Raw genomic sequence first — 24221 nt, forward strand, 5'->3', positions numbered from 1 at the left:
CATTAGCCTGCACCCACCTGAATTAGGTTTATTGGAGAGACGACGAAGGCCACCCGGTGGTGGCCTCGTCGCTTCAGCGTGTTGCGCGCATTATTGGCCGCGCTTGTACAGGGTCTTCTGATAGCTGATGTAGCCGCGCTGACGCATCAGTTCGCGACGCAGTTCCGGGTGCGGGGTAAAACGATCACGACCGTGCAGCCAGAACATGTTGTTGATCAGTACGAAGCTGCCAACCGGTACCGGTACCGAAAGCTTCTTCTGGCTACCTTCGATCGACTCGGACATGGCGTTCAGCCAGATGCCTTCCTCGAAGTCCTGCGGCTGCACGAACTGGTCGATGTAGCGCATGGTTGGACGGCCCTGGTCGTCATTGTCAAACACCGGGTGGAAGACATCTTCACGCACGTTCTTGCTCGGTGGTGCGGTGAAACGCATCTCACGGCGCGCCAGTGGGTGAGAGAAGTAGTGGTCGATGTCTTCCCAGTCGTCCAGGTGCAGCAGCAGGGTGTTGCCACCGACCATGTTCTGCTCGTCGATCTTCATCATCAGCACGTAGTCGGTGTGCTCTTTGACGAAGGTGCCGTCGTTGTGCAGTTCCATTACACGGTGAGGCTGACGCAGGTAGCTGTCGGAGTTGTCGGTGTTGACTACCACGAAGCGGGCATAGAACTGACCGCTCATGGCATCGAAGTTCGAGCGACCGATCAGGTGCGCGATGGCCGAGGAGAACTTGACCATGTCGTCGGCCTGGGTCACGTCACACAGGCCCTGCGGGGTGACCAGCATGCCGCCGGTAGCGCGGTCCAGGATGGTGTTCAGCAGTACCGGACGCAGTGTGCCTTCACACAGTTCGTCGAGGATCTGGCCGACGCGGAAACGCAGGAACGACTTGTACTCCAGCGCCTGTACCGGCCATTGGGCTACGGCGCTGACGAAGGCATCGACGACTTCCTTGCTGAAGGTCAGTTCCAGCAGGCGTGGGGACTGCTTGGACGGGCTGACGGTAAAGCCCTTGGTCTCTACCGGAAGCGGCATAACGGGGTCTTGAATGTGAGTGAAGGCGTTCATGGAGGCTCCTGGCAGAGGTAGTAAAAGGCGTCTTCCAGCAATGATCTGGATCAGGCAGGAGTAAAATATCGCTACAAATTAAAAATGTCTACATTTTTCAATTTGAGCGACATAAAATCTTTTTGTCTAATGTTTTTCCGCTGCAAGCGGTTTGGGTATGATTGATTTTTTTGAGTTCAGGAGCAGTACCTTGGAAAGCCTCGCCCCCAGGCATAACTCTGCATTCAGTGGGTACGAGCGGCTTAAGCACGACATCATTCGCGGCGTATTCAAACCAGGTGAAAAGCTGCTAATGAGCGGGCTCAAGGAGCGCTATGACCTGGGCGTCGGCCCGCTACGCGAGGCGCTGTCGCAGCTCGTGGCAGAGCATCTGGTGGTGGTCATCAGCCAGAAGGGCTATCGGGTTGCGTCCATGTCGCTGCAGGAGCTTCAGGATATTTATGATGCTCGCGCGAACCTTGAAGCCATGATCGTGGGCCTCGCCATCGAGCGCGGCGATGATGCGTGGGAAGCGCAGGTCGTGGCCCAGTCCCATACCTTGTCCAAAGTGATGGATGTACAAACCCGCGAAAAAGTCCTCGATGTCTGGGATATGCGGCACAAGGCTTTTCATAGCGCCATCGCCGCAGGCTGCGGTTCCAAGCACTTGTTGCAGGTGCGCACCTATCTGTTCGATCAGGCCGAGCGCTACCGCCATCTGTGGTTGACCCAGACGGTGTTCTCGGAGGAAGCGTTGGAGATCAAGCGCAAGGAGCATGCCGCGCTGGTTGAAGCGATCCTGGCGCGGGACACGGAGCGCGCGACGACCATGATGCGTAACCACCTGATGTCGCCCGTGCCGATCATTCTTGAGGTCATGCAGCGTGAAGGGTTGGGGAAGGCGGTATCGCTTGTCCCGGCGTCCTGACACGCTCGGGCAGTGATGCAGTGATGCAGTGATGCAGTGATGCAGGGGCGCACGGGCGCCCCTGTCGATCAGATCAGATGCGGAAGCTGTCCACCAGGCTCTTCAGGCGTTCGGCCTGTTCGTCTAGCGCCTTGCAGGCTTGCAACGTTGCATTGAGGTTGGAGATGCCTTGTTGGTTGAGGCTGTTGATCTCGATGATGTCGACGTTCAGTGACTCGATGACCGAGGTCTGCTCCTCTGTTGCCGCCGCGACGGACTGGTTCATCCCGTCGATTTCCACGATGCGGCCGGTTACGCCATTCAGGTGTTCGCCCGCCTGATTGGCAATCGTCACACTTTCCTCACTGTGTTGCTGGCTTTCCGTCATGGTTGCCACGGCTTCGCGTGCGCCGACCTGCAACTCTTGAATCATCGTCTGGATTTCCTGTGCGGACTCCTGGGTACGATGTGCCAGGCTGCGTACTTCGTCCGCCACCACGGCAAAGCCACGTCCTGCCTCACCCGCCCGAGCCGCTTCGATGGCCGCGTTCAGGGCCAGCAAATTGGTCTGTTCGGAAATGCCCTTGATCACCTCGAGGATTCGACCGATGTCGACGGTACGGTTGTTCAGGGTTTCGATATTGAGGCACGACGCACTGATCTTCGAGGACAACTCGCTCATGGCCTGGAGGGTTCGGGCCACGACCTGGCCACCGTCCTCGGCTTGCAGGCTGGCACCTGACGCCTGGCGTGACGCATCTGCCGCGTTGCGCGCAATCTCCTGGGCTGCGGCGCCCAGTTCGTTGATGGCCGCGGCGACACTGTTGGTGCGTTGGCTTTGCTCGTCAGAACTGCTCATCGACGACTCTGACGATCGGATCACTTGCTTGACGACGTTGTTGACCTGAGCCGTGGTAGACGCCACCTCGCGGATAGACCCATGGATGCGCTCAACGAAGCGGTTGAAGGCGATGGCCAGTTGGCCGAATTCATCGCGCGATTGCACATCGATTCGCCGGGTCAGGTCGCCTTCGCCTTGGGCAATGTTTTCCATTGCGCGAGAAAGGTTGTTCAGGGGTTTCATGAGCACCTGGATCAGCATCCCCAGCAGGGCGATGATCACCACGACCGCCACAATGCTGGCGATCAGTGCGCTGGCACGAAACTCTCGTTGTTGGCTGTAAGCCATGTCTTTGTCGATTGACAGGCCAATGTACCAGTCGACTGAGGGCAGGCCCTTGATGGGCGTGAAGCTGACGATGCGGGGTTTGCCATTCTCTTCAGCTTCGGCGAAGCGCTGGTCGATACCCGGGGTATGGTTCGGGTACAGATCCTTCAGCGACTTCATGACCAGTTTGCGGTCTTGGTGGACCAGAATCGTACCGTCCCTGCTGACCAGGAAGGCATAGCCGGTGCCATTGAAGTCGAGGGCGTTGATCATGTCCGTCATGGTCTTCAGGCTGAGGTCTACACCGGTGATACCGGCCAGGCGCCCGTCGTGCCGCACAGGTGCGGTGATCGACATCACCAGCTCATTGCTCACCAGGTCCATGTAGGGGTTGGTCAGTATGGCCTGGCCTGCAGTCTCGGCCTCTTTGTACCAAGGGCGGACCCGTGGGTCATAGTCTTTGCCCAGGTCCGTCGGCTTGTTGGCCAGGAAGCGGCCATCTGCCTGGGTTCCGATGTAGGCCAGTTCGAATGCCTGACGAATGGCTTTCAATGACATGGCAGCCATGATCGAGTCATCGCTCAGGTCGCGCTCAATGTTTTGCTGCATCGACTCAAGCAGGGCGACGCGTCCGGAGAGCCAGCTCTGAATGTTCTGTGCGGTGAGTGTTCCGTTGTTCTGCAGGTCACCCCGCAGTTCGTTCTCGATGTAGGCGCCTTGGCGAACATCGTTGTAAACCGAGAACAGCGAGAGAATGGCGATCACCACCAATGAGGCAGCGATCAGGATCTTGTGGCTGAATTTCAGGTTTTGCAGCACGGCGTTTAGTCTCCGACTAAGACCCTGGTGGTGTGAAATGCACGCAGCGAGGCTTTTTATAATGTGTGGTCTGTCAGCGCTTGAGCGAGACAGGGAGGCCGCCTGATGTGGCTGGCAGGACTTCGGCATGGCGACGACGGATCAGCGGTTCAGGTCGCCAAGCGGTTAAAAGTATCGCTAAAAACTAAAAATATCTACGTTTTTGATGGGCGGTGCTGAGGTTTGCCCGTGGCACGCAGCTGCAACGCCTTTGGCAGGCATGAACAAGCACCGTACGCGGGTTCAGGAGATACTCTTGCGGTCACTTGGGAGAGGTCCCTCGGTGGCGACGGCACTATCTTCATTGCGCTATGTTTAGCCGCCAGCCCGGTCGCTGGCGGCTTTTTTTATGACGGTGACTCGAGGTGTTTGAAACAGGTGGCGCTTCAGCGAAGCACAGCCAATTTGATGCCAAATCCCAATAGGCATGCGCCTGCCAATTTTTCCAGGGCACTGGATACCTTCGGATTTGCACGCAAACGCTCGGCCAGAAAGTGAGTCAGCAGCACCGCTATCAGGCCATACAGAAACGTGAGCACCGCGATTGTCACGGCCATGAAGGCAAACGTCACCAGCCCCTGGTGGCGTACCGGATCGACGAACAGCGGAAAAAACGCCATGTAGAAGACGATGGCCTTGGGGTTAAGCAGCGTGATCATGAGGGTTTGGCGCAGGTAACGGTTGGGCTTCATCTGTCGAAGAGGAGCTGTACCCGGTTTTGCCAGCAGCATCCGTGCGCCCAGCCAGGCCAGGTAGGCTGCACCGAGCCACTGCACCAGATGGAAGGCTGCCGGGTAGGTGTTCAACAGTGCCGCAACGCCAGCGACCGCCAGCCACAACAACACCTGGTCACCGAAGATGACGCCGAAAGTGGCCGCGAGCCCGCCTTTTATTCCGCCCTTGCCGGTCGACGTGATCAAGGCGAAGTTACCTGGGCCGGGGATGGCCAGCAAGATAATGAAGGCAATGACAAAAGCGCTGTAGTCCGTTACACCAAGCATGAAAATCTCCATCGGTATCTGCTGGCCAGAACAGGGTCTGATTCAAAAACAGGATACGCCTGTTGGGGTTTAATCTGACTTGCCCCGTACGATTTTTCCTTCTTTGATCTCGTCTGCGTAGGCCTTCAGCCTGTCAGAGTCCTTGTACAGACGATTCATCAAGTGCAGTACCGCCACGACATCGACGTCTTTGACCCGCTCGGCGAGTTTGCTGATTTCCCCGGCGGTTCGTTCCAGGTTTGATGCAACCGCTTTCAGGTCGCGTTTCAGTTCACTGGTTGATTTCCTGGTGCCCATTCCTACCTCTCAAAACATCGTCAGGTACTGTCACCTGGCGCTTGCTGGCCGCGGAGTGCCGCCGGTCAGAATACTCAGTCAGGTTTGAATTTTCATCTTCACTTTTGCGTCCGCCAGAACAACGCCATTGCTTTGACCGCCTGATGGGATCAGTCCGTGGTCGAACCTTCATTGGGTGTGACGGGCAGCGGCTTCAGATGAAATGTGCACACTGTTGCCCCTCGAACCATGCACGTCAGGTGTTCAACCGTGCTGTGTCCCAGGCTGCCGATCAATGCCAGATCCAGTTCGCAGACCTCGGGGTGGGTTGCGGCCAGGTGATGGAAGACACAGTTGTGCGCGACAATTTCTTTTTCGCCACCGGAACGGAAAAAGACGTTGGCTTCATAGCCTGTGTTGTTCATGTGTTCGACGATTTTTTCTTCTTTAATCGCCTGTTGTTCAAGGTCGGCTGCCATCCTGCTACCCAGATTGCGCATCAGGGTGATCAGGCCGTCATGGCCGACGAGCTTGGCAACCTCACCAATGACCAGGCTGGCCAGCAGGTGGTACTGGCGGGGAAACAGCTCCTTGCCCCGGTCAGTCAGTTGGTGCAACTGCTCGGGTCTTCTGCCGGTTGGTCGCGTTTGCCCGCGTGCGACCAGGCCGTCGCGCTCCAGTGCGGCCAAGTGCTGACGTACTGCGGTGCGTGTGATCGTCAGGGCATGCGCCAGCTCATCGATGCTCATGCCGGAAGGCTGATAGAGCAGGGCGCTGAGCAGGTCCTGTTGGGTGCGGCCCAATCCTTGAAGCATTTAGTTGGATCTCCACTCGATAAGTTCGCGCGAGGCGCCAGAGACACCCCGCGCGGCTTGCTCAGAACTTGTCCGGGAACTGTTTGACCAGTGCGGCGGTGAGGGTGTCGGCCAATGTCAGGATATGTTCGCGCATTGCCATCCAGGTCTTGGCTTCGGCAGCGTAGTCCTTCATGGCCAATTGATCGATCTGGGCTACATGATGCCCGCCATGAGCGCTGAGCATGGCCACCAACGACGCTTCAGGCAGGTTGGGGTTGGCCTTGGCCAGGAACGCGGCGATCGCTTTGGCATTGCTGGTGAGCTCGTTTACGGCGGAGTCCTTGCCCGCGGCATTCTTGCTTATCGTTGCGTCACTGTAGTGTTTCACTGCCCCCCAGTGCCCGGCCAGCAGTTTGAGCAACTGATCAGCGGCGTGTTGGCCGTAGAGCGGTGCCAGGCTGTTGGCAATACGGGTAGCATTTGCGACGACTTCTGTACTGGCGACTGTGGCTTGCTTGTTGTCGCCGGTCTGGTTGGCAATCGCGTAGTTTCTGATCCAGAAGATATGTTCGACCCACAAGTCCCGCAATGCCAAGCGTGTGCTAAGCGCAGCGGGCTCACTGGCGACAGGTTTTGCAGTGTGGTTGGTAGGTTCACCGTATGACGCACTCCAGGCGGGTTGTACGCAGAGCGCGAGCAACAGCATTGCCAGAATCTTGATGTTCATGACGGAATCCTCGTGGCATGGATGACCTTGCAATATCAATTAAAGCATAAAAATATGCCATTAACAGGTCGAGTGCATTTTTCCAGCAGGCGCACATTCAGGCAGGATTCTTTTGGGCGGGCAGGCATAAAAAAACCCGCACTGGGCGGGCCAAGGGAGATTCTGTAGGAGCATTGCCAGAATAGGGCGCTCGACGTGAACTGTTTGTGAAGAGGGTGTCGAGAAAACGCAAAACCCGGCGCCAGGCCGGGTTTGTGTCGCGAGGGATCAATCGTGCTTGTGGTGACGCTTGTGCTTGTGTCGCTTGCCACCATCGTTGTTGTCGCCATCGTCACCCAGATGGTTACCCAGTGCGCCACCCGCTGCGCCACCGAGGCCTGCGCCGATAGTGGAACCGGTGGAGCCGCCGATCTGGTGACCGATGATCGAGCCGCCCGCAGAACCGAGCCCGCCACCCAGAGCAGCTTCGGTGCGGTTGCCTTTCTTGGCGCCGACAGCACTGCCGGCTGCGCCGCCAACACCAGCGCCAATCGCTGCGCCTGTGCTACCGCCGATTTGCTGGCCGATGACATTACCCAAGGCGCCACCCAGGCCGCCGCCGACTGCGGCAGTACCATCGCCGGCAGCCAACGCGCATTGAGACAAGAGAAGACCTAGAGCAAGGGTAGGCAATGTAAAACGCATGATATGAGCCTCAGAAAAGGGGGGCAGTGTTCAAATGGGCAGGTCGTACAACAAACATGTCGGCGAGGGCTTTAGCGGTCCTCGTCCCGGTAGCGATCATCATGTCGGTGATGACGGCGGTGATCCCGGTCTTGCGAGTAGCGGTGGTCCTGATCGCGCCAGCCATCGTCATCCCGGTCATGGTAATGATGGTGATAACAGCCGGAGGACGCCAGGAAAGTGGCGATCAGGGCGAATTGCGAAAGGCGAGTCAGCACTGTTGTTTCCTTGATCCGCAGCGCGGTTTTTTAGTTGCAAGGCTCTGACAGTGTTTTCTGTTATTGGTTTCGGCAGGATGCCGCATTTGTAGGCTGTATGGAGCGGTTAGCCTAAAGGGCTGGATGACTGTTCTGGATGAATCGCAGGCAGCAAAAAGGCGCCTATCAAGGCGCCTTCTCTAATATGGTGCGAGTGGCGGGACTCGAACCCGCAAGGCTCACGCCGGCAGATTTTAAGTCTGCTGTGTATACCAATTCCACCACACTCGCATGCTCGATTTCTTTACTGCGCTACATCAAGCAACTCAAAGCAAGCTACATCAAGCCACTCGGCGCAACTAATCAGTGGCGCAAAATCGAGGCGTCTTTATAACTCATCGTTATATTTGAGTCAACCGGGCAGGGGCTTTGCCCTGTTCAAGCTGTTGCTGCTCAATGCTCTGCGCCACGTCGCGCAGGTCATCTACAGAGGCCTGTAAGCCTGCTATTCGTCCCTGTATATCCGCGGCATCCTGCGTATGTACCGAGTGTTGCAGGTAGAGCGCATGGCCCGCTAACGTTGTCGCAACCTGCTCAAGTTTCTCGGCCGTGTGCTCCAAGTCGTCATGAATTCCCTTCATCCGCATGTCTGATACCAAGACCTTATCCTCTAGTCCCTTATCGGCAGTGGGCTTTGCTATGGCCGCGGGGGGACTATAGCAAGTTACCAGTGCCTGATCAGGTGTTTGCGCAGCGAAGGGAAGGCCGAGGGCCGGTGCGCGGACAATGGCAACTACGGTTTGCCACAGTTCGGCGGGTTGCAGCTTTTCTACTGCTGAACCTGGCAGGTGCGCGGGAATAGTGTTTACGGTCAGTGCTGAAGTCGGTTTGCCCGACGGTCAACGGTTACCGGCATTTGTGGCAGGCACACTTATCACGCCGTTGTGGCTGAATCTGCGTGTTCCAGGACGAAATCCTGAGCAAGAGACGCCTCAATAGTCGGCTATTGGCTTTTCGCTCATGGGGCGGCACGTTGCAGTTGCAGGCGTTGATCGGCGCGCCTGGGCCTCCTGAAAGGCATGCGATCTGCGGTCATGGCCGGTCTTCAGCGACCAAGCGCATCCGTGCGACTCGAGTCATGGGCTGTTAGTGCTGATCGTCTCCTTTCTCTGGTGCTGGGTTGCCAGCCTGGATGCGCTTGAAAATCTCTTCTCGATGCACTTGTACATCTTTGGGTGCATCAATGCCGATCCTCACTTGCATCCCCTTGACGCCGAGAATGGTGACCTTGATGTCATCATCGATAACGATGCTTTCGCCGACCTTTCGGGTGAGTATCAGCATGTATTTCTCCTTGGTAGCTTGAATTGCCTGGCAACGTTGTTGCCCAGGCCGGTCGCGCACTATATGCGCTTCCTCTTTCCTTTATTAAAGACGCATTCGTTGAAAATAAATTCTCCGAGCAAAGATTCTGCTGCGTGTCTTTAGTCGCAGGAGGCGACTGGGCGGATGCAAACGTAGGAACGCACCTTTGCCCGCAGACGCAAGCATAGGGGGGTTCGACGAATATGGGAAATTTCTCTGCTAGGCATGAGCAAAATCTTAATATGCCGTATCCCAACAGCCTAGAATTTTAACGCGTGGCACGTGTGATCAGCCAAGCAAAGCCACCGATTTAATTTGCGCCCAAAGCTGCTGCCCTTCATGGATACCCAATTGGTCGTATGAGAAGCGGGTGATGCGCGCCAGCAATGGTGTGCCACTGGCATCAAGGCTGAGCAGCACGTGGGCGTCATTGTCGGCAATGCGGTGTTGACCAACACGCACGGGCAGGCGATTGAGGATGCTGGAATGGTCGTTTTCGACCAGGCTGAGGCTCACATCGCGCGCGCGGACCTTGAGCCGCAGGTACGTTCCAAGCGCCAGCGGCGTATGAGTGACGCGCAGTTGCAAGGCTGTGCCGGGCAGATGCAGCCCCAGCAATCGATAGGCCGGGTCATAATGTGCGACGCTGCCTTCGATGATGACCCCGGCATCTTCGTCCTGCGCCAGCGGCAGGTCGATGCGCGCCAGGGTTGGCGCTATGGCACCGCTGGCCAGTACGTTGCCCTGTTCGATGATCACCAGGTGATCAGCCAGTTGTGTCACTTCGTCCAGCGCATGGCTGACGTATACCAGGGGAATCTCCAGTTCGTCGTGCAGGCGCTCAAGGTACGGCAGGATCTCGCGCTTGCGCGGTGCATCGAGTGCCGCGAGTGGCTCATCCATCAGCAGCAGCTGCGGGCTGGTCAACAAGGCGCGAGCGATGCCTACGCGTTGCCGTTCGCCGCCAGAGAGCGTATCAGGCTGACGCTCAAGCAGGTGGCCGATGCCAAGCAGTTCGCAGGCCTGCTCAAACGCCACTTTGCGCTCACGGGGCGGGGTGCGGCGCTGTCCGAACTCCAGATTGCCACGCACCGACAGATGGCTGAACAGGCTGGCTTCCTGGAACACGTAGCCAATGGAACGCTTGTGCGCGGGCAGGAAGTACTGCCTGCGTGAGTCTTGCCAGACCACGCCATTGACCTCGATATACGCTTCTTTCGCTCGCTCAAGGCCTGCCAGGCAACGCAGGCAGGTTGTCTTGCCAGAGCCGGAGTGACCGAACAGGGCGCTGATCCCGCGGCCGGGCAACTGCAGGTCGACGTTCAGTTCAAACGCCTTCCAGGCCACTTTCAAGCGGGCATGAATCATGGGGTGCATGTTTAGCTCCAGCCCGGTTTTTCACGGCGGCTGGCATACAGGGCCAACAACACCACAAATGAGAACACCAGCATGGCGCCCGCCAGCCAGTGTGCTTGCAGGTACTCCATGGCTTCCACATGGTCGTAGATCTGTACCGAAACCACGCGTGTTTTGTCGGGAATATTGCCGCCAATCATCAACACTACGCCGAACTCGCCAACGGTGTGGGCGAATCCAAGAATGCTGGCGGTGATGAAGCCGGGTTTGGCCAGCGGCAGTACTACGCTGAAAAAGGTGTCCCAAGGCCCGGCGCGCAATGTTGCCGCAGCCTCCAGTGGACGCTCGCCGATGGCGCTGAAGGCGTTCTGCAAGGGTTGTACGACGAAGGGCATGGAATAGATCACTGAGCCGATTACCAGGCCGCTGAAGCTGAACACCACAGTGCCCAGGCCCAGTGCCTGGGTGGCCTGGCCGATCAAACCATTGGGGCCCATCGCCAGCAGCAGGTAGAAACCGATGACGGTGGGCGGAAGGACCAAGGGCAGGGCGACGATAGCCCCAACCGGGCCGCGCAGCCACGAGCGGGTGCGTGTCAGCCACCAGGCGATGGGGGTGCCAACAATCAGCAGAATCAGCGTGGTCAGGCTGGCCAGTTTGAAGGTCAGCCAGATCGCGGCAAGGTCGTTGGCGTCCAGTGGCATTAGCGTGAGTAACCGTAGGCGGCAATGACGGCAGCAGCCTTTGGACCCTTGAGGTAGTCAACCAGGGCCTGAGCGGCTGGGTTGTCTTTGCCTTTGGCCAGAATCACGGCGTCCTGACGGATCGGTTCATGCAGTGCTGCTGGCACTACCCAGGCTGAGCCGTGGGTGATCTTGCCCTCCTGGTAAATCTGCGACAGCGCCACAAAGCCCAGTTCCGCATTGCCGGTGGCGACGAACTGATAGGCCTGGGTGATGTTCTGGCCCTCCACGAGCTTGGCCCGGGTTGCATCGGTCAGGTTCAGCTTCTGCAGTACCTGAGTGGCGGCAAGGCCATAAGGTGCGGCCTTGGGGTTGGCGATGGCCAAGTGCTGGAACTGGTTCTGTTTCAGCACGCTGCCTTCGGCATCGACATAGCCGTCTTTGGCTGACCACAGCGCGAGCGTGCCGATTGCATAGGTAAAGCGCGAGCCCTTGACGGTATCGCCCTCGGCTTCGAGTTTGGCTGGTGTGGTGTCGTCTGCGGCGAGGAACACCTCGAAGGGTGCGCCGTTCTTGATTTGTGCATAGAACTGCCCGGTGGCACCGAAGGCCGTGACCAGCCTGTGGCCAGTGTCTTTCTCGAATTCTTTGGCGATGGCCTGAATGGGCGCAGTGAAGTTGGCTGCCACGGCAACCTGCACGTCATCGGCCCAAGCGCTGCTGGTCACAACGGCGCCCAGGAGGGCCAGGGCGAAACGGGGGGCTTTCATACGCATGAAACACGGCTCCGTGTGCTGAAGGGGTATCGCTATGTACGTAAATATATAGCGATACGCAGGTACACCGGAAGGATTGTTTCAGCGTGCGAGGAGCGCCAGGGCCTTGTTCGCCAACTGTTGGGTGAGTTGTGCAGCCGGCAGTTCAACGCCCAGCCTCAGCGCCTGGCCGGACCACAGGTTGCTGAAATCGGTATTGCCCTGGGGCTCGCTGATCGCCCGCAGTGGCATCAAGGCACCACCTGCCAGTGGAAAGGCGGGTGCGGCGGGGTTCATCGGGCCAAGTTCACGCATGATGCGGGTAGTAATCCCGCGGGCCGGGCGCCCGGTGAACAGGTTGGTCAGTGCCGTATCGCTCTCCGCATGGGTGTGCAGGGCCTGGCGATGGGCGGCCGAGATCTTGGCTTCCGGGCAGAACAAGTAGGCGGTTCCCATCTGTACGGCTGAAGCACCCAGTGCAAACGCTGCAACGATGCCGCGTGCGTCGCCAATACCGCCAGCGGCAATGACCGGGACCTGCACGGCATCAACAACCTGGGGGACCAGCGCCAGGGTGCCGACCTGGGTATTCAGGTCGCTGCTGAGAAACATGCCGCGGTGCCCGCCGGCTTCGTACCCCATGGCAATGATCGCATCGCAACCCTGTTGCTCCAGCCACACGGCTTCAGCGACGGTCGTTGCGCTCGACAACACCTTGGCCCCCGTTGCCTTGACCCGTTTTACCAGCTCGGCGTCTGGCAGGCCAAAGTGGAAGCTGACAACCGCCGGGCGGAAGGCTTCTACCAGTTCGCAGGCTGCGGCATCAAAAGGGGCGCGGTTTGAAACCGGTGTAGGCGCCTCGAAATCGGCGCCCAAGGCGTCGTAATACGGTTTTAATGCCTGTTTCCAGCGCGCATCGCGTTCACTGTCGGGTGTTGGCGATCGGTGGCAGAAAAAATTGACGTTAAGCGGGCGTTGGCTGGCCTGGGAAAAAGCCTGCAGCTCCTGGCGCATCTGCTCGATGCTCAGGGTTGCGCAGGGCAGGGAGCCCAGGCCGCCAGCGTTACTGACGGCAATGGCCATGGCGGACCCCGTAGAGCCGGCCATCGGTGCCTGGATAATGGGCAGTTCTATGCCCAGCAAATCGAGGATACGGCTGTCTGGCCAGCGGCTCATTGCCCGGTTCTCCTTGTGGCGTAATGTGCAGTCCTGCGGTTAAAGCGCTCGGGTGACGCGAATTTCAGTGATGCGTTCGGCGTCTTCGCCGTGCATCGCCTTGAGTGCGGCTTGAGCTTGTTCGAGCGAATCATCAGTCAGCTGGGCAAAGTCCCAGCGGCGTTGATCGTCGAGTTTGTAATGGATGACGTACTTGCGTGTGTCGCTCATGTTCAGCTCAGCTTTGAAGAAGATCGACGGATGATCTTGATGGAATGGGTGAACGTCGTCTTGCGTGAGGCGGCATTGTTCAGGCGCGGGCCGGCGGTATCGATGGTGATGTTCCAGAAGCCGGAACTGGGTACCGTGATTTTTGCCGGGAACCGGTCGAAAGCGCCACCGTGGTAGGTATGGCGACCACCATTCTTGAAGCTGCGGAAGTTGGCATCGCTCATCAGGCGAATATTGCAGCGCTGGGAACACTCGATAACGACAATGTCGTCCTCATTGAGATGTTCGCGCCGATGTACAAATTTCATGTGACTCTCCGCAACGGAACTTTTCGCAAATCAAAACGATACCACGATGTCGGTTACACTGTCGGCCTTCGCGCCAGACCTAGGAGAAATCTGCCAATCAAGGGAGCAAATCTGTCGGCGCGTGGTCAGAACTTTTTTCGATGGAGTGGTATCGATGAGATGGCTTGTCCCAGCGTTGGCAGTAACGCTGACTGGTTGTGCGAGTGTGGCAGAGCTTGAGCAAACCCCCGAGACCCTGGATGTTATTTCAGGCAAGTCGCCCCAGGCGTATGCCCATTGTGTCCAGCAAGCGCTGGCCGACAGTCGCGCACCTTTGCAACTGGAAGAGCGCCATGATGGGGTTCGCTTGATCGTGCCGCAAAAACTTTCCGCTGGGCCTGCAGCGGTATTCGATATTGAAAAACGTGGCAGTGGCAGCAGCATCAAGTTGTATGAACGCCTGAACAACTTCCCAATGCGTTTGGGGGATGTGAAAACCGCAGCCACGCACTGTATCTCGGGCTGAGGCCGGTGTTTCGATGATGGTCTCCAGATAGAACGATTCAGTGCGGTATCCCTCCTTTTCCAGTGTTGGCGCAATGTTTGTAGCGGGCGGTATATAGGCCTACTATCCATAGGCTTATATTTTATGTGCCTAAGCTAATAACTAGAAAATGGAGTTCGTGATGATCCCACTGGATCGAATCCTGGCGAGCGGCGCATTGCTGCTCTCGCTTCAGGTCGCGCAGGCTACGGAAGGTCAAAACGTTTTCACTCAAGGCGGCCAGAACCCCGCCGCCATGGCATGCATGGGCTGTCACGGCGCTGATGGCATGGGCATGGCAGCGGCCGGGTTCCCACGGTTGGCAGGCTTGCCTGCCGGCTACCTGAGCAAGCAACTGGCCGACTTTCGTAGTGGCAGCCGCAAGAACCCGATCATGGAGCCGTTGGCCAAGGCCCTGAGCGCCTCGGAAATCCAGGCAGTCAGCGCTGCCCTGGCAGCCATGCCCACCCCGAAAACCCCGCTTGTCCGCCGTCAGCAGATGGCGAGCAGCCCAGATGAGAAGCTGGCGCTGTACGGCGATTGGGCACGCAGCATTCCTGGCTGTGTTCAATGCCATGGCCCTGCCGGCGTGGGCGTCGGCGAGCATTTCCCGCCACTGGTGCATCAGCCGGCCACCTATCTGGCGGCACAGCTCAACGCGTGGCGAGACGGCACTCGCAGCAACGATTCCAACCAGCTCATGGTTGGCGTAGCCAAGGCATTGAGTGACGACGAGGTCAAGGCGGTAGCGGAGTACTTTGCCAACCTTGGCAGCCAGGAGGGCAAACAATGACGCGCTTTATCTTGGCTTCGCTGGCATTGTCCATGGGCAGTGTTCACGCTGCACAGGTTGTCATGGAGGACCAGTCCCAGTTGAACGTGCCACCTGCCAGCACGGCAAGTGGCTTCGTTCCTCCTGCCGAACGTGAACTGCCGGACAACGCGTTCGGCAAGATGGTCCGTGATGGCTACGCCCTGTTCGTCGATACTCGGCGGCTGATGCCGAACTACGTCGGCAATGGTCTCAATTGCAGTAACTGCCACCTTGATCAGGGGCGCCTGGCCAACTCGGCCCCGCTGTGGGGGGCGTACCCCATGTACCCGGCGTATCGCAAGAAAAACGACAAGGTCAACACCTTCGCCGAGCGTATCCAAGGGTGTTTTCAGTTCAGCATGAATGGCAAGCCGCCTGCAGCGGATAGCCCGGAAATGACCGCCTTGTCGGTCTACGCCTACTGGTTGGCCAGCAAGGCGCCGATTGGCGTCGAGACACCCGGGCGTGGTTACCCGGACGTACCGGAACCTGCTCAGGGTTACGATTTCAGCCGGGGCGAGCAGGTGTACAAGGATCAGTGCGCGGTGTGTCATGGCAACAACGGTGAAGGCCAGAAGGTTGCCAGCGACTATGTGATGCCGCCACTTTGGGGCAAGGACTCCTATAACTGGGGCGCGGGCATGCACCGGATCAATACGGCCACCTCGTTCATCAAGCACAATATGCCCTTGGGCAAGCCCGGCAGCCTCTCGGACCAGCAAGCCTGGGACGTGGCGGCTTACATCAACAAACACGAGCGCCCTCAGGATCCACGGCTGATCGAAGGCTCCATCGAGAAGACCCGTCTGAAGTTCCACGCCAATGATGGCGTGAACCTGTATGGGCAAAAGGTCGAGGGTGTCTTGATTGGTCAAGGCACTGAGTAAGCTCAGCCCCTGCCATTTTGTGCCTGTCGAGGGTGATCGGCAGGTGCAATATTTACCTGGCCAGGGAACTATCTACACTGGTATTTCTCTATTTGGCATCGGCTAACCGTGGGTGGGGCATTGTAAGGTGACCGCCGCCTGATTAGACTGCGCCGAATTTCGTACGCACAGCCCTTGTTAAGGACTTTTATGATCAAAAAATGCTTGTTCCCGGCAGCCGGTTACGGCACTCGCTTCCTGCCAGCAACCAAAGCCATGCCCAAGGAAATGCTGCCGGTGGTGAACAAGCCACTGATCCAGTACGGCGTTGAAGAGGCGCTGGAGGCAGGTCTGAACGAGATCTCCATCGTTACCGGTCGTGGCAAGCGTGCTCTGGAAGACCATTTCGACATCAGCTACGAGCTGGAAAACCAGATCAAGGGCACCGACAAGGAAAAGTACCTGGTCGGTATTCGCCGCCTGCTCGACGAGTGTTCATTCTCCTACACCCGTCAGACCGAAATGAAAGGCCTGGGCCACGCGATCCTGACCGGTCGTCCGCTGATCGGCGACGAGCCGTTTGCCGTAGTACTGGCCGACGACCTGTGCGTCAACCTGGAAGGCGATGGCGTGCTGACCCAGATGGTCAAGCTGTACAAGCAGTTCCGCTGCTCGATCGTGGCCATCCAGGAAGTCGATCCTTCGGAAACCAACAAGTACGGCGTGATTGCCGGCGAGATGATCCGTGACGACATTTACCGCGTCCACAGCATGGTCGAGAAGCCAAAGCCTGAAGATGCGCCGTCGAACCTGGCCATCATTGGTCGCTACATCCTGACGCCGGACATCTTCGACCTGATCGAGCAGACCGAGCCAGGCAAGGGTGGCGAGATCCAGATCACCGACGCCCTGATGAAGCAGGCGCAGAACGGCTGCGTAATGGCCTACAAATTCAAGGGCAAGCGTTTTGACTGCGGTGGTGCCGAAGGCTACATCGACGCCACCAACTTCTGCTTCGAAAACTTCTACAAGACCGGCAAGGCCTACTGATTTGTTGGCGTAACCGTTGAAGTCGAAAAAGCCACCTTCGGGTGGCTTTTTTGTTCCTGGCTGTCGCCGGGGTTATGCTGATGGCCTGCCAAGGAGACCTGAGATGGCCTACGATTTTGATCTGTTCGTGATTGGTGCCGGTTCCGGCGGTGTGCGTGCGGCGCGCTTTGCCGCGGGCTTCGGTGCAAAGGTGGCGGTTGCCGAAAGCCGTTACCTGGGGGGGACCTGCGTAAACGTTGGCTGCGTGCCGAAAAAACTGCTGGTCTACGGCGCTCATTTCGCCGATGACTTTGAGCAGGCCAGTGGTTTTGGCTGGTCACTGGAAGATGCACAGTTCGATTGGGGGCAATTGATCGCCAACAAGAACCGTGAAATCGAGCGGCTCAATGGTATCTATCGCAACCTGCTGCTGAACAGCGGCGTGACCCTGCTTGAGGGGCATGCGCGGCTGACCGGGGCCCATGAAGTGGAGGTCGACGGGCAGCGTTACAGCGCCGAGCACATTCTGATCGCTACTGGTGGCTGGCCGCAGATTCCGGACATCCCGGGTAAAGAGTTGGCTATCAGCTCCAATGAAGCTTTCTACCTGAAGGACCTGCCCAAGCGCGTGCTGGTGGTAGGTGGCGGTTACATCGCGGTAGAGTTTGCCGGTATTTTCCAAGGGCTCGGTGCCAAAACTTCGCTGCTCTACCGAGGGGACCTGTTCCTGCGCGGCTTCGACGGTGCCGTGCGTGAGCACCTGAAGGAGGAACTGGAAAAGCGCGGCATGGACCTGCAGTTCAATACTGAAATTCGCAGTATCGAGAAACAGGCGGACGGAAGCCTCAAGGCCACCCTCAACGATGGCCGTGAACTGATCGCCGATTGCGTGTTTTACGCCACTGGGCGTCGTCCGATGCTGGATAACCTGGGCCTGGAAAACACCGGTGTCGAACTTGATTCGCGCGGCTTCATCCGCGTCGACGAACTGTTTCAGACCACTGATCCATCGATTCTGGCGATTGGTGATGTGATCGGGCGTGTGCAATTAACCCCGGTGGCGCTGGCCGAGGGTATGGCCGTGGTGCGGCGCCTGTTCAAGCCTGAGCAGTACCGTAAGGTTGACTACCAGAACATACCGACAGCGGTGTTCAGCCAGCCGCCGATTGGCACTGTTGGCCTGAGCGAAGAGCAGGCGCTGGAGCAGGGCTATGAGGTGAGTATTTTTGAAAGCCGATTCCGGCCAATGAAACTGACCCTCACCGAGTGTCAGGAACGTACCTTGATGAAGCTGGTAGTCGATGCCAAGACGGACCGCGTCCTTGGCTGCCATATGGTTGGCCCGGATGCTGGCGAGATCATCCAGGGGCTGGGTATTGCACTGAAGGCGGGTGCGACCAAACAGCAATTCGACGAAACCATCGGTGTGCATCCAACGGCTGCCGAAGAGTTTGTGACCATGCGCACGCCTGTTCGCTAACAGTCGCCCGTTGCAGGCACCTGTGTTGGAACGGCCTTTGTAGCAGGCTTGCCTGCGAGGGCGTCGGTGGGGTGCCTGTGAGTTCGCGGCCGCTGCATCGCGGGCAAGACCCGCTCCTACAGGCTGTTTAGCTTTTGTTGGCGCTGGCTTGCTTGCGATGGCGTCGGCGGGGTGGCAGTGAGTTCGCGGCGTCTGCATCGCGGGCAAGCCCGGCTCCTACAGGCTGTTTAGCTTTTGTTGGAGCTGGCTTGCCTGCGATGGCGTCGGCGGGGTGGCAGTAAGTGCGCGGCGGCTGCATCGCGGGCAAGCCCTGCTCCTACAGGCTGTTTAGCTTTTGTTGGAGCTGGCTTGCCTGCGAGGGCGTCGGCGGGGTGCCTGTGAGTTCGCGGCCGCTGCATCGCGGGCAAGACCCGCTCCTACAGGCTGTTTAGCTTTTGTTGGCGCTGGCTTGCTTGCGATGGCGTCGGCGGGGTGGCAGTGAGTGCGCGGCGTCTGTATCGCGGGCAAGACCCGCTCCTACAGGCTGTTTAGCTTTTGTTGGAGCTGGCTTGCTTGCGATAGCGTCGGTGGGGTGCCTGTGAGTTCGCGGCGGCTGCATCGCGGGCAAGCCCCGCTCCTACAGGCTGTTTAGCCTTTGTTGGAGCTGGCTTGCCTGCGATACAAACAGAAATCTTCTATTAATCACTTCGGCTTATAGCCAAAACCAATCGGCGGCATCAGCTTTGCCAATGAGCGATTTTTTCGATAAGTGACTAGGATTCTCTCCATCAGATTTCTCAACCCCTGAAGGAGCGTCACTCATGCCTATCATCAATAGCCAGGTCAAACCGTTCAACGCTACCGCTTACCACAACGGCAAGTTCGTCGAGGTGTCGGAAGCTGACCTGAAGGGCAAATGGTCTGTAGTATTTTTCTACCCGGCCGACTTCACCTTCGTCTGCCCAACCGAGCTGGGCGACCTGGCCGACAACTACGCCGAATTCCAGAAGCTGGGCGTAGAGATCTATGGCGTGTCCACCGACACCCACTTCACCCACAAAGCGTGGCACGACACCTCGGACACCATCGGCAAGATCCAGTACCCGCTGATCGGTGACCCAACCCACGTCATCTCCCGCAACTTCGACGTGCTGATCGAAGAAGCCGGTCTGGCTGACCGCGGTACTTTCGTGATCAACCCGCAAGGCCAGATCAAAATCGTCGAGCTGAATGACGGCGGTGTCGGTCGTGATGCCAGTGAGCTGCTGCGCAAGGTCAAGGCCGCCCAGTACGTTGCCGCCCACCCAGGTGAAGTCTGCCCGGCCAAGTGGAAAGAAGGCGAAGCCACCCTGGCGCCATCGCTGGACCTGGTCGGCAAGATCTAAGACCTTGAACCAGCCGAGGGCGGTCTACCGCACCTGACGTTGTCACCGCCCCGCAAAACGCCCGGGCGCTTTCGCCCGGGCGTTGTTTTTTCTACTGTTTAAAAAGGAATCGCCCGTATGTTGGACGCCACGCTTAAAACTCAGTTGAAGTCCTACCTGGAGCGGGTCACTCAGCCGATCGAGATCGTTGCTTCCCTCGACGACGGCGCGAAGTCCCGTGAATTGCACGACCTGCTGCGCGAAATCGCCAGCCTGTCGAACCTGATTACCCTGCGTGAGGATGGCAGTGACGCCCGTCGCCCGTCGTTCTCGCTCAATCGCCCTGGCGCCGATATCAGCCTGCGTTTCGCGGGTATCCCCTTGGGGCACGAATTCACCTCGTTGGTGCTGGCGCTGCTGCAGGTCGGCGGTCATCCGTCCAAGGCCGGCGCCGAAGTGATCGAGCAGATTGGTGCGCTCAAGGGTGAGTTCAACTTTGAAACCTACTTCTCGTTGTCCTGCCAGAACTGCCCGGATGTGGTCCAGGCGCTTAACCTGATGGCGGTACTCAATCCGAGCGTGCGCCACGTCGCGATCGACGGCGCGCTGTTCCAGGATGAAGTCGAGTCACGCAAGGTCATGGCCGTGCCAAGTGTGTACCTCAATGGTGAGGTCTTCGGTCAGGGCCGCATGGGGCTGGAGGAGATCCTCGGCAAACTCGACACCAGCGCCGGTGAGCGTCAGGCCGAGAAGATCAATGCCAAGGACGCGTTCGACGTGCTGGTGGTCGGTGGTGGCCCGGCCGGTGCTGCAGCGGCCATTTACGCGGCGCGCAAGGGTATTCGTACCGGTGTTGCTGCTGAGCGTTTTGGCGGTCAGGTACTGGATACCATGGCAATCGAGAACTTTATCTCGGTGCAGGAAACCGAAGGGCCGAAACTGGCTACGGCGCTGGAGGAGCACGTCAAGCAGTACGACGTCGACATCATGAACCTGCAGCGTGCCGACGCGCTGATTCCAGGAACCGATGGTGGCCTGCACGAGGTGCGCCTGGCCAGTGGTGCGTCGCTCAAGGCCAAGACCGTCATTCTTGCTACCGGTGCGCGCTGGCGTGAAATGAACGTCCCGGGGGAGAAGGAGTACCGCAGCCGCGGTGTCGCCTATTGCCCGCACTGCGATGGCCCGCTGTTCAAAGGCAAGCGCGTGGCGGTGATCGGTGGTGGCAACTCCGGTGTGGAAGCGGCTATCGACCTGGCGGGTATCGTTGCTCAGGTCACCCTGATCGAGTTTGACAGCCAACTGCGTGCCGATGCGGTACTGCAACGCAAGCTGCACAGCTTGCCCAACGTCAAGGTCATTACCAGCGCCTTGACGACTGAAGTCCTGGGCGATGGGCAGAAGGTCAGCGGCTTGCGCTATAAGGACCGCACGACTGAAGTGGTGCATGATCTGGCGCTGGAAGGGATCTTTGTACAGATCGGCTTGCTGCCCAATACCGATTGGCTCAAGGGCACCGTTGAACTGTCCGCGCGTGGCGAGATTGTGGTCGATGCCCGCGGTCAGACCAACCTGCCAGGTGTTTTTGCCGCCGGTGACGTGACCACTGTGCCGTACAAGCAGATTGTCATTGCGGTCGGTGAGGGCGCCAAAGCATCACTGGCAGCCTTTGATCACCTGATTCGTACCTCGGCGCCAGCCTGAGGCCTAGCCTGACCATTACCGAAAGCGCTTCTACCCCAGGAGGGTGGAAGCGCTTTCGGCTGTCTGTGCCCCTGTGACGCAAGCGCCCGGGGCATCGCTTAGAATTCAGTAGGCTGAATGATCTCGACCCAGTAATCGTCCGGGTCCTTGATGAAGGCCAGATGCTTCATGCGGCCATCGCTCAGGCGCTTCTGGAAGGTGACACCCAGTGCTTCAAAGCGTTCGCAGGCCGCGCGGATGTCCGGTACCGAAATGCAGATATGGCCAAAGCCGCGCGGATCGGTGTTGCCATTGTGATAGGCGAACGCAGGATCATTCTCGGTGCCGTGGTTGTGCGTCAATTCAAGGATGCCAGGAATCGACTTCATCCACGTGTTACGTGCTGCTGGATCGCTGGGGATCTGCGCCTTGTCGACCAGGGCGAGGAAGTACAGGCTGAATTCAGCTTCCGGGAAATCGCGCTTTTCCACCAGGCTGAAGCCCAGTACACGGGTGTAGAAGTCCAGGGATTTGGCGACATCCTTGACCCGCAACATGGTGTGGTTGAACACGAAGTTTTGGGTCGCAGCGTCCGGTTGTGCAGTGACGCCAGGAAGTGTGTCGAGATGTTGCAAGCTCATGGGCTCTCCGCAGAAAAGGCTGGCACGGTGGTGCCAGCGAAACGGTCAGACGGCCATGATACGGAAGTGAAGCGATTGCGCAAACGGTTTGCGCCCTGCAGACGGGGTCGGCAGGGCGCAATCAAATAAGTAGCCCGCCGGAGCGGGCAAATGGGGCGCTAGTCCTTTAGCAGCTTTCATCCTGGAAGAGATGATGTGAAAAATATGTGAAGTAAAAGGGCGTTTTTCAGTGGCGTACCCAGCTCTCGACCGTCTGCGCGCCGTACTGTTGTTTCCAGGCTTTCAGGCCACGGTGATTGCCCCCTTTGGTTTCGATCAACTCGCCGGTGTGGGGGTTTTCGTAGACTTTTACCACACGCGGACGACGTTGCCGGACAGTGGCGGGCGATGTCTTTTCGGCTGCTTTGGGATCGAGTATTTCGATCACATCGCGCAGGCTCTTGCCATAGCTGTTCATCAGGCCGACAAGTTTCTGCTCGAACTCTATTTCACGTTTTAGGCCGGCATCCTTTTTCAAGGCCTCCAGTTGAGCAAGCTGTTCCTGGAGCGCTCTTTCGGCAGCACGAAACTCAGCAAGTCGGGACACAATCATTACTCCTCTTTATCTGCAATGGCGTTGTATGCACGGCCATCATTAGCGTATTGAAAAGCACAGCGGTCGCAGGGGCATGGCGTCATAGTAATAATCAGTGTAGTCAATAAATAACGCGCCGCGGTTAGGCTTTTATAATGACGGTGTGCAGAACTATTGAACTACAGCGCTTTCCGCTATTTGAGGATTAGTCGAGCGGCCGAGGTGTCTAGACCAAGGTCCAATGGCCCGTTCTAGAGCGGTCTGGCGATAATTTAAGGTCGCCGCAGGTGGTATGTCGGTGCATGTGGCCGGTGCCAGGAAGGGCGCCGGTTGGTTCTTTGCCTTTATTCGGATTGTCGTAACTCATGTTCCCCCCCTCTCCATTTGTCCAAGGGCGCCATCTGGCGGGCCTAGTGGCCCTGTTTGCCGGTTTTTCGGCCCAGGCCGCCGGTTTTCTTGACGACACCAGTGCCAAAGTCGAGGCACGTAATGTCTATTTCAATCGCGACTTTCGCGATGGTCACACCAGCTCGCAACAGGGGGGCTCAAAACGTGAAGAGTGGGCTCAGGGCTTTATCCTGAATGTGCAATCCGGTTATACCGAAGGGCCTGTCGGGTTTGGCGTTGATGCACTGGGCATGTTCGGTTTCAAGCTCGACTCCAGCCCCGGCGACAGTAACAGTGGACTGTTGCCTTCCAGTGGCCACAACCCCCGGCATTCTGCGGACCAGTATGCAAAGTTGGGCGTAGCGGGGAAAGTGCGCTACTCGAACACCGTGCTCAAGTACGGTGCGATGATGCCCGATGTGCCGTTGCTCAAGTACAACGATGGCCGTTTGTTGCCAACCATGTTCCACGGCACCCAGTTGACCTCTGAAGAGGTCAAGGACCTCAAGTTCATGGCGGCGCGCCTGGATCGCTACACCGCACGGGACTCGACCGATGCACAAGAGATTCGCGTGCATTGCAAGAACAAGCGCTACGCTTGCGATACCAAGGCCGATCACTTTGACATGGCTGGGGTCGACTACCGTTTCAATGAGCGGCTCACGGGTCAGTACCAGGTTGCGACCCTGGACGACATCTACCGTCAGCACTTCCTGGGCGTGCTCGCCAGCCAGCCCCTGAGCGTGGGCAGTCTGTCGGCAGACCTGCGGCTTATCAAGAGTGACGACATCGGGGCAGCCAAGGCTGGCAGTATCGATCACCGTGCGTTCAGCGGCATGCTGGGCTACGGCCTCGGTGGGCACAAGTTCAGTGCTGGCTGGCAGCGCATGTATGGCGAAAACGCCATGCCGTACCTCGATGGCAGTAATCCGTACCTGGTCAACTATTCTCAGGTCAACGACTTTGCCGCCGCACAGGAGCGTTCCTGGCAACTGCGCTACGACTATGACTTCAAGGCACTGGGTGTTCCGGGGCTGACCTTCTTCACCCGCTACATCAACGGCGACAGTATCAAGGTGCCGGGCAGCCAGGCCGAAGGCAAGGAATGGGAGCGCGATACCGAGTTCAAGTACCAGGTACAGAGCGGCACGTTCAAGGATGTCAGTGTGCGCCTGCGTAACGCTACCTACCGCAGCAACTACGAAAAATTTGCCCGCGACATGGACGAAACCCGGGTGATTGTCAGCTACAACTTCTCGTTGCTGTAAACGGCTTTGCCAGGAATACGCGGCCGTTCGACAATGGCCGTGTATTCCTGGGAGCCACAGTG

Annotated in this window: 27 protein-coding genes, 1 tRNA gene and 1 pseudogene; 9 read left to right on the forward strand and 20 right to left on the reverse strand. The window is 58.2% G+C overall.

Features of this window, described 5'->3' with window-relative positions:
* Positions 1-90: 90 nt before the first annotated feature.
* A complete protein-coding gene (gene glaH, locus CYD26_RS00165; protein ID WP_102051488.1) occupies positions 91-1068 on the reverse strand; it encodes a glutarate dioxygenase GlaH in 978 nt (325 codons plus the stop codon).
* Between the two features lie 190 nt (positions 1069-1258).
* Here glaH and csiR point away from each other — a divergent pair, with 190 nt between their 5' ends.
* On the forward strand, positions 1259-1975 hold the full coding sequence (gene csiR / locus CYD26_RS00170; protein WP_245704411.1) for a DNA-binding transcriptional regulator CsiR: 717 nt from the start codon (positions 1259-1261) through the stop codon (positions 1973-1975).
* A gap of 73 nt (positions 1976-2048) precedes the next feature.
* On the opposite strand, the gene CYD26_RS25740 is transcribed toward csiR, so the two are convergent.
* The 17 genes and pseudogenes from CYD26_RS25740 to CYD26_RS00245 all read right to left on the reverse strand — a co-directional run bounded on the left by CYD26_RS25740 (position 2049) and on the right by CYD26_RS00245 (position 13554).
* A complete protein-coding gene (locus CYD26_RS25740; protein WP_371917173.1) occupies positions 2049-2813 on the reverse strand; it encodes a methyl-accepting chemotaxis protein in 765 nt (254 codons plus the stop codon).
* Between the two features lie 93 nt (positions 2814-2906).
* Positions 2907-4070 (reverse strand): annotated as a pseudogene (locus tag CYD26_RS25745) (cache domain-containing protein); the annotation flags it as partial.
* 296 nt (positions 4071-4366) lie between these two features.
* Positions 4367-4981 carry a LysE family transporter gene (locus CYD26_RS00180; RefSeq protein ID WP_099775117.1) on the reverse strand — a complete coding sequence of 205 codons (615 nt, stop codon included), beginning with the start codon at positions 4979-4981 and terminating at the stop codon, positions 4367-4369.
* Positions 4982-5050: 69 nt separating this feature from the next.
* Positions 5051-5278 (reverse strand): hypothetical protein, encoded by a 228-nt coding sequence (locus tag CYD26_RS00185; RefSeq protein ID WP_102051489.1) that lies wholly within the window; start codon positions 5276-5278, stop codon positions 5051-5053.
* 149 nt (positions 5279-5427) lie between these two features.
* The gene (locus CYD26_RS00190; RefSeq protein ID WP_102051490.1) at positions 5428-6072 is read right to left on the reverse strand and encodes a metalloregulator ArsR/SmtB family transcription factor; all 645 of its coding nucleotides are present in this window, start codon (positions 6070-6072) and stop codon (positions 5428-5430) included.
* A gap of 61 nt (positions 6073-6133) precedes the next feature.
* On the reverse strand, positions 6134-6781 hold the full coding sequence (locus tag CYD26_RS00195) for a hypothetical protein (protein WP_102051491.1): 648 nt from the start codon (positions 6779-6781) through the stop codon (positions 6134-6136).
* A gap of 267 nt (positions 6782-7048) precedes the next feature.
* Complete coding sequence (locus CYD26_RS00200) at positions 7049-7465, reverse strand: glycine zipper domain-containing protein (protein ID WP_065761789.1); 417 nt, start codon at positions 7463-7465, stop codon at positions 7049-7051.
* A 71-nt stretch (positions 7466-7536) separates the two neighbouring features.
* A complete protein-coding gene (locus CYD26_RS00205; RefSeq protein WP_256587490.1) occupies positions 7537-7722 on the reverse strand; it encodes a hypothetical protein in 186 nt (61 codons plus the stop codon).
* Positions 7723-7907: 185 nt separating this feature from the next.
* Positions 7908-7992 (reverse strand) — tRNA-Leu (locus CYD26_RS00210).
* Positions 7993-8102: 110 nt separating this feature from the next.
* Positions 8103-8360, reverse strand: a complete 258-nt coding sequence (locus CYD26_RS00215; protein ID WP_178081677.1) for a hypothetical protein — start codon at positions 8358-8360, stop codon at positions 8103-8105.
* A 487-nt stretch (positions 8361-8847) separates the two neighbouring features.
* On the reverse strand, positions 8848-9045 hold the full coding sequence (gene csrA / locus CYD26_RS00220) for a carbon storage regulator CsrA (RefSeq protein ID WP_065761791.1): 198 nt from the start codon (positions 9043-9045) through the stop codon (positions 8848-8850).
* A gap of 309 nt (positions 9046-9354) precedes the next feature.
* A complete protein-coding gene (gene modC / locus CYD26_RS00225; protein WP_099775115.1) occupies positions 9355-10443 on the reverse strand; it encodes a molybdenum ABC transporter ATP-binding protein in 1089 nt (362 codons plus the stop codon).
* A 2-nt stretch (positions 10444-10445) separates the two neighbouring features.
* On the reverse strand, positions 10446-11126 hold the full coding sequence (gene modB / locus CYD26_RS00230; protein WP_102051492.1) for a molybdate ABC transporter permease subunit: 681 nt from the start codon (positions 11124-11126) through the stop codon (positions 10446-10448).
* A complete protein-coding gene (gene modA, locus CYD26_RS00235) occupies positions 11126-11881 on the reverse strand; it encodes a molybdate ABC transporter substrate-binding protein (protein WP_102051493.1) in 756 nt (251 codons plus the stop codon). The genes modB and modA overlap by 1 nt, the downstream gene beginning before the upstream one ends.
* 81 nt (positions 11882-11962) lie before the next feature.
* Complete coding sequence (locus CYD26_RS00240) at positions 11963-13036, reverse strand: nitronate monooxygenase family protein (protein WP_102051494.1); 1074 nt, start codon at positions 13034-13036, stop codon at positions 11963-11965.
* Between the two features lie 39 nt (positions 13037-13075).
* Positions 13076-13246 carry a hypothetical protein gene (locus tag CYD26_RS25200; RefSeq protein ID WP_176717480.1) on the reverse strand — a complete coding sequence of 57 codons (171 nt, stop codon included), beginning with the start codon at positions 13244-13246 and terminating at the stop codon, positions 13076-13078.
* Between the two features lie 2 nt (positions 13247-13248).
* On the reverse strand, positions 13249-13554 hold the full coding sequence (locus CYD26_RS00245; protein WP_065761796.1) for a DUF1883 domain-containing protein: 306 nt from the start codon (positions 13552-13554) through the stop codon (positions 13249-13251).
* Between the two features lie 154 nt (positions 13555-13708).
* On the opposite strand from CYD26_RS00245, the gene CYD26_RS00250 reads away from it, so the two are divergent.
* The 7 genes from CYD26_RS00250 (at position 13709) to ahpF (ending at position 21310) form a co-directional block, all read left to right on the forward strand.
* On the forward strand, positions 13709-14059 hold the full coding sequence (locus CYD26_RS00250) for a hypothetical protein (protein WP_065761840.1): 351 nt from the start codon (positions 13709-13711) through the stop codon (positions 14057-14059).
* A 160-nt stretch (positions 14060-14219) separates the two neighbouring features.
* A complete protein-coding gene (locus CYD26_RS00255) occupies positions 14220-14870 on the forward strand; it encodes a cytochrome c (protein ID WP_102051495.1) in 651 nt (216 codons plus the stop codon).
* Positions 14867-15778: a c-type cytochrome gene (locus CYD26_RS00260; RefSeq protein ID WP_099775110.1), complete on the forward strand. Its 912-nt coding sequence runs from the start codon at positions 14867-14869 to the stop codon at positions 15776-15778. The genes CYD26_RS00255 and CYD26_RS00260 overlap by 4 nt, the downstream gene beginning before the upstream one ends.
* A 189-nt stretch (positions 15779-15967) precedes the next feature.
* Positions 15968-16807: a UTP--glucose-1-phosphate uridylyltransferase GalU gene (gene galU, locus CYD26_RS00265; RefSeq protein WP_065761837.1), complete on the forward strand. Its 840-nt coding sequence runs from the start codon at positions 15968-15970 to the stop codon at positions 16805-16807.
* A 103-nt stretch (positions 16808-16910) separates the two neighbouring features.
* The gene (gene gorA / locus CYD26_RS00270) at positions 16911-18266 is read left to right on the forward strand and encodes a glutathione-disulfide reductase (RefSeq protein WP_102051496.1); all 1356 of its coding nucleotides are present in this window, start codon (positions 16911-16913) and stop codon (positions 18264-18266) included.
* Positions 18267-19066: 800 nt separating this feature from the next.
* Positions 19067-19630 (forward strand): alkyl hydroperoxide reductase subunit C, encoded by a 564-nt coding sequence (gene ahpC, locus CYD26_RS00275; protein WP_099775108.1) that lies wholly within the window; start codon positions 19067-19069, stop codon positions 19628-19630.
* A gap of 117 nt (positions 19631-19747) precedes the next feature.
* Positions 19748-21310 carry an alkyl hydroperoxide reductase subunit F gene (gene ahpF / locus CYD26_RS00280; protein ID WP_102051497.1) on the forward strand — a complete coding sequence of 521 codons (1563 nt, stop codon included), beginning with the start codon at positions 19748-19750 and terminating at the stop codon, positions 21308-21310.
* 98 nt (positions 21311-21408) lie between these two features.
* Here the strand turns inward: ahpF and gloA are convergent, their stop codons facing one another.
* Positions 21409-21930 carry a lactoylglutathione lyase gene (gene gloA, locus CYD26_RS00285; protein ID WP_065762010.1) on the reverse strand — a complete coding sequence of 174 codons (522 nt, stop codon included), beginning with the start codon at positions 21928-21930 and terminating at the stop codon, positions 21409-21411.
* Between the two features lie 226 nt (positions 21931-22156).
* Positions 22157-22516, reverse strand: a complete 360-nt coding sequence (locus CYD26_RS00290) for a histone-like nucleoid-structuring protein, MvaT/MvaU family (RefSeq protein WP_099776696.1) — start codon at positions 22514-22516, stop codon at positions 22157-22159.
* A 353-nt stretch (positions 22517-22869) separates the two neighbouring features.
* On the opposite strand from CYD26_RS00290, the gene CYD26_RS00295 reads away from it, so the two are divergent.
* Entirely contained in the window at positions 22870-24159 is a 1290-nt protein-coding gene (locus CYD26_RS00295; RefSeq protein WP_099775105.1) for an OprD family porin, read from the forward strand.
* Positions 24160-24221: the final 62 nt, after the last annotated feature.

Origin of the sequence: Pseudomonas sp. FFUP_PS_473, assembly GCF_002858665.1 — a bacterium.
Lineage (GTDB): Bacteria > Pseudomonadota > Gammaproteobacteria > Pseudomonadales > Pseudomonadaceae > Aquipseudomonas > Aquipseudomonas defluvii.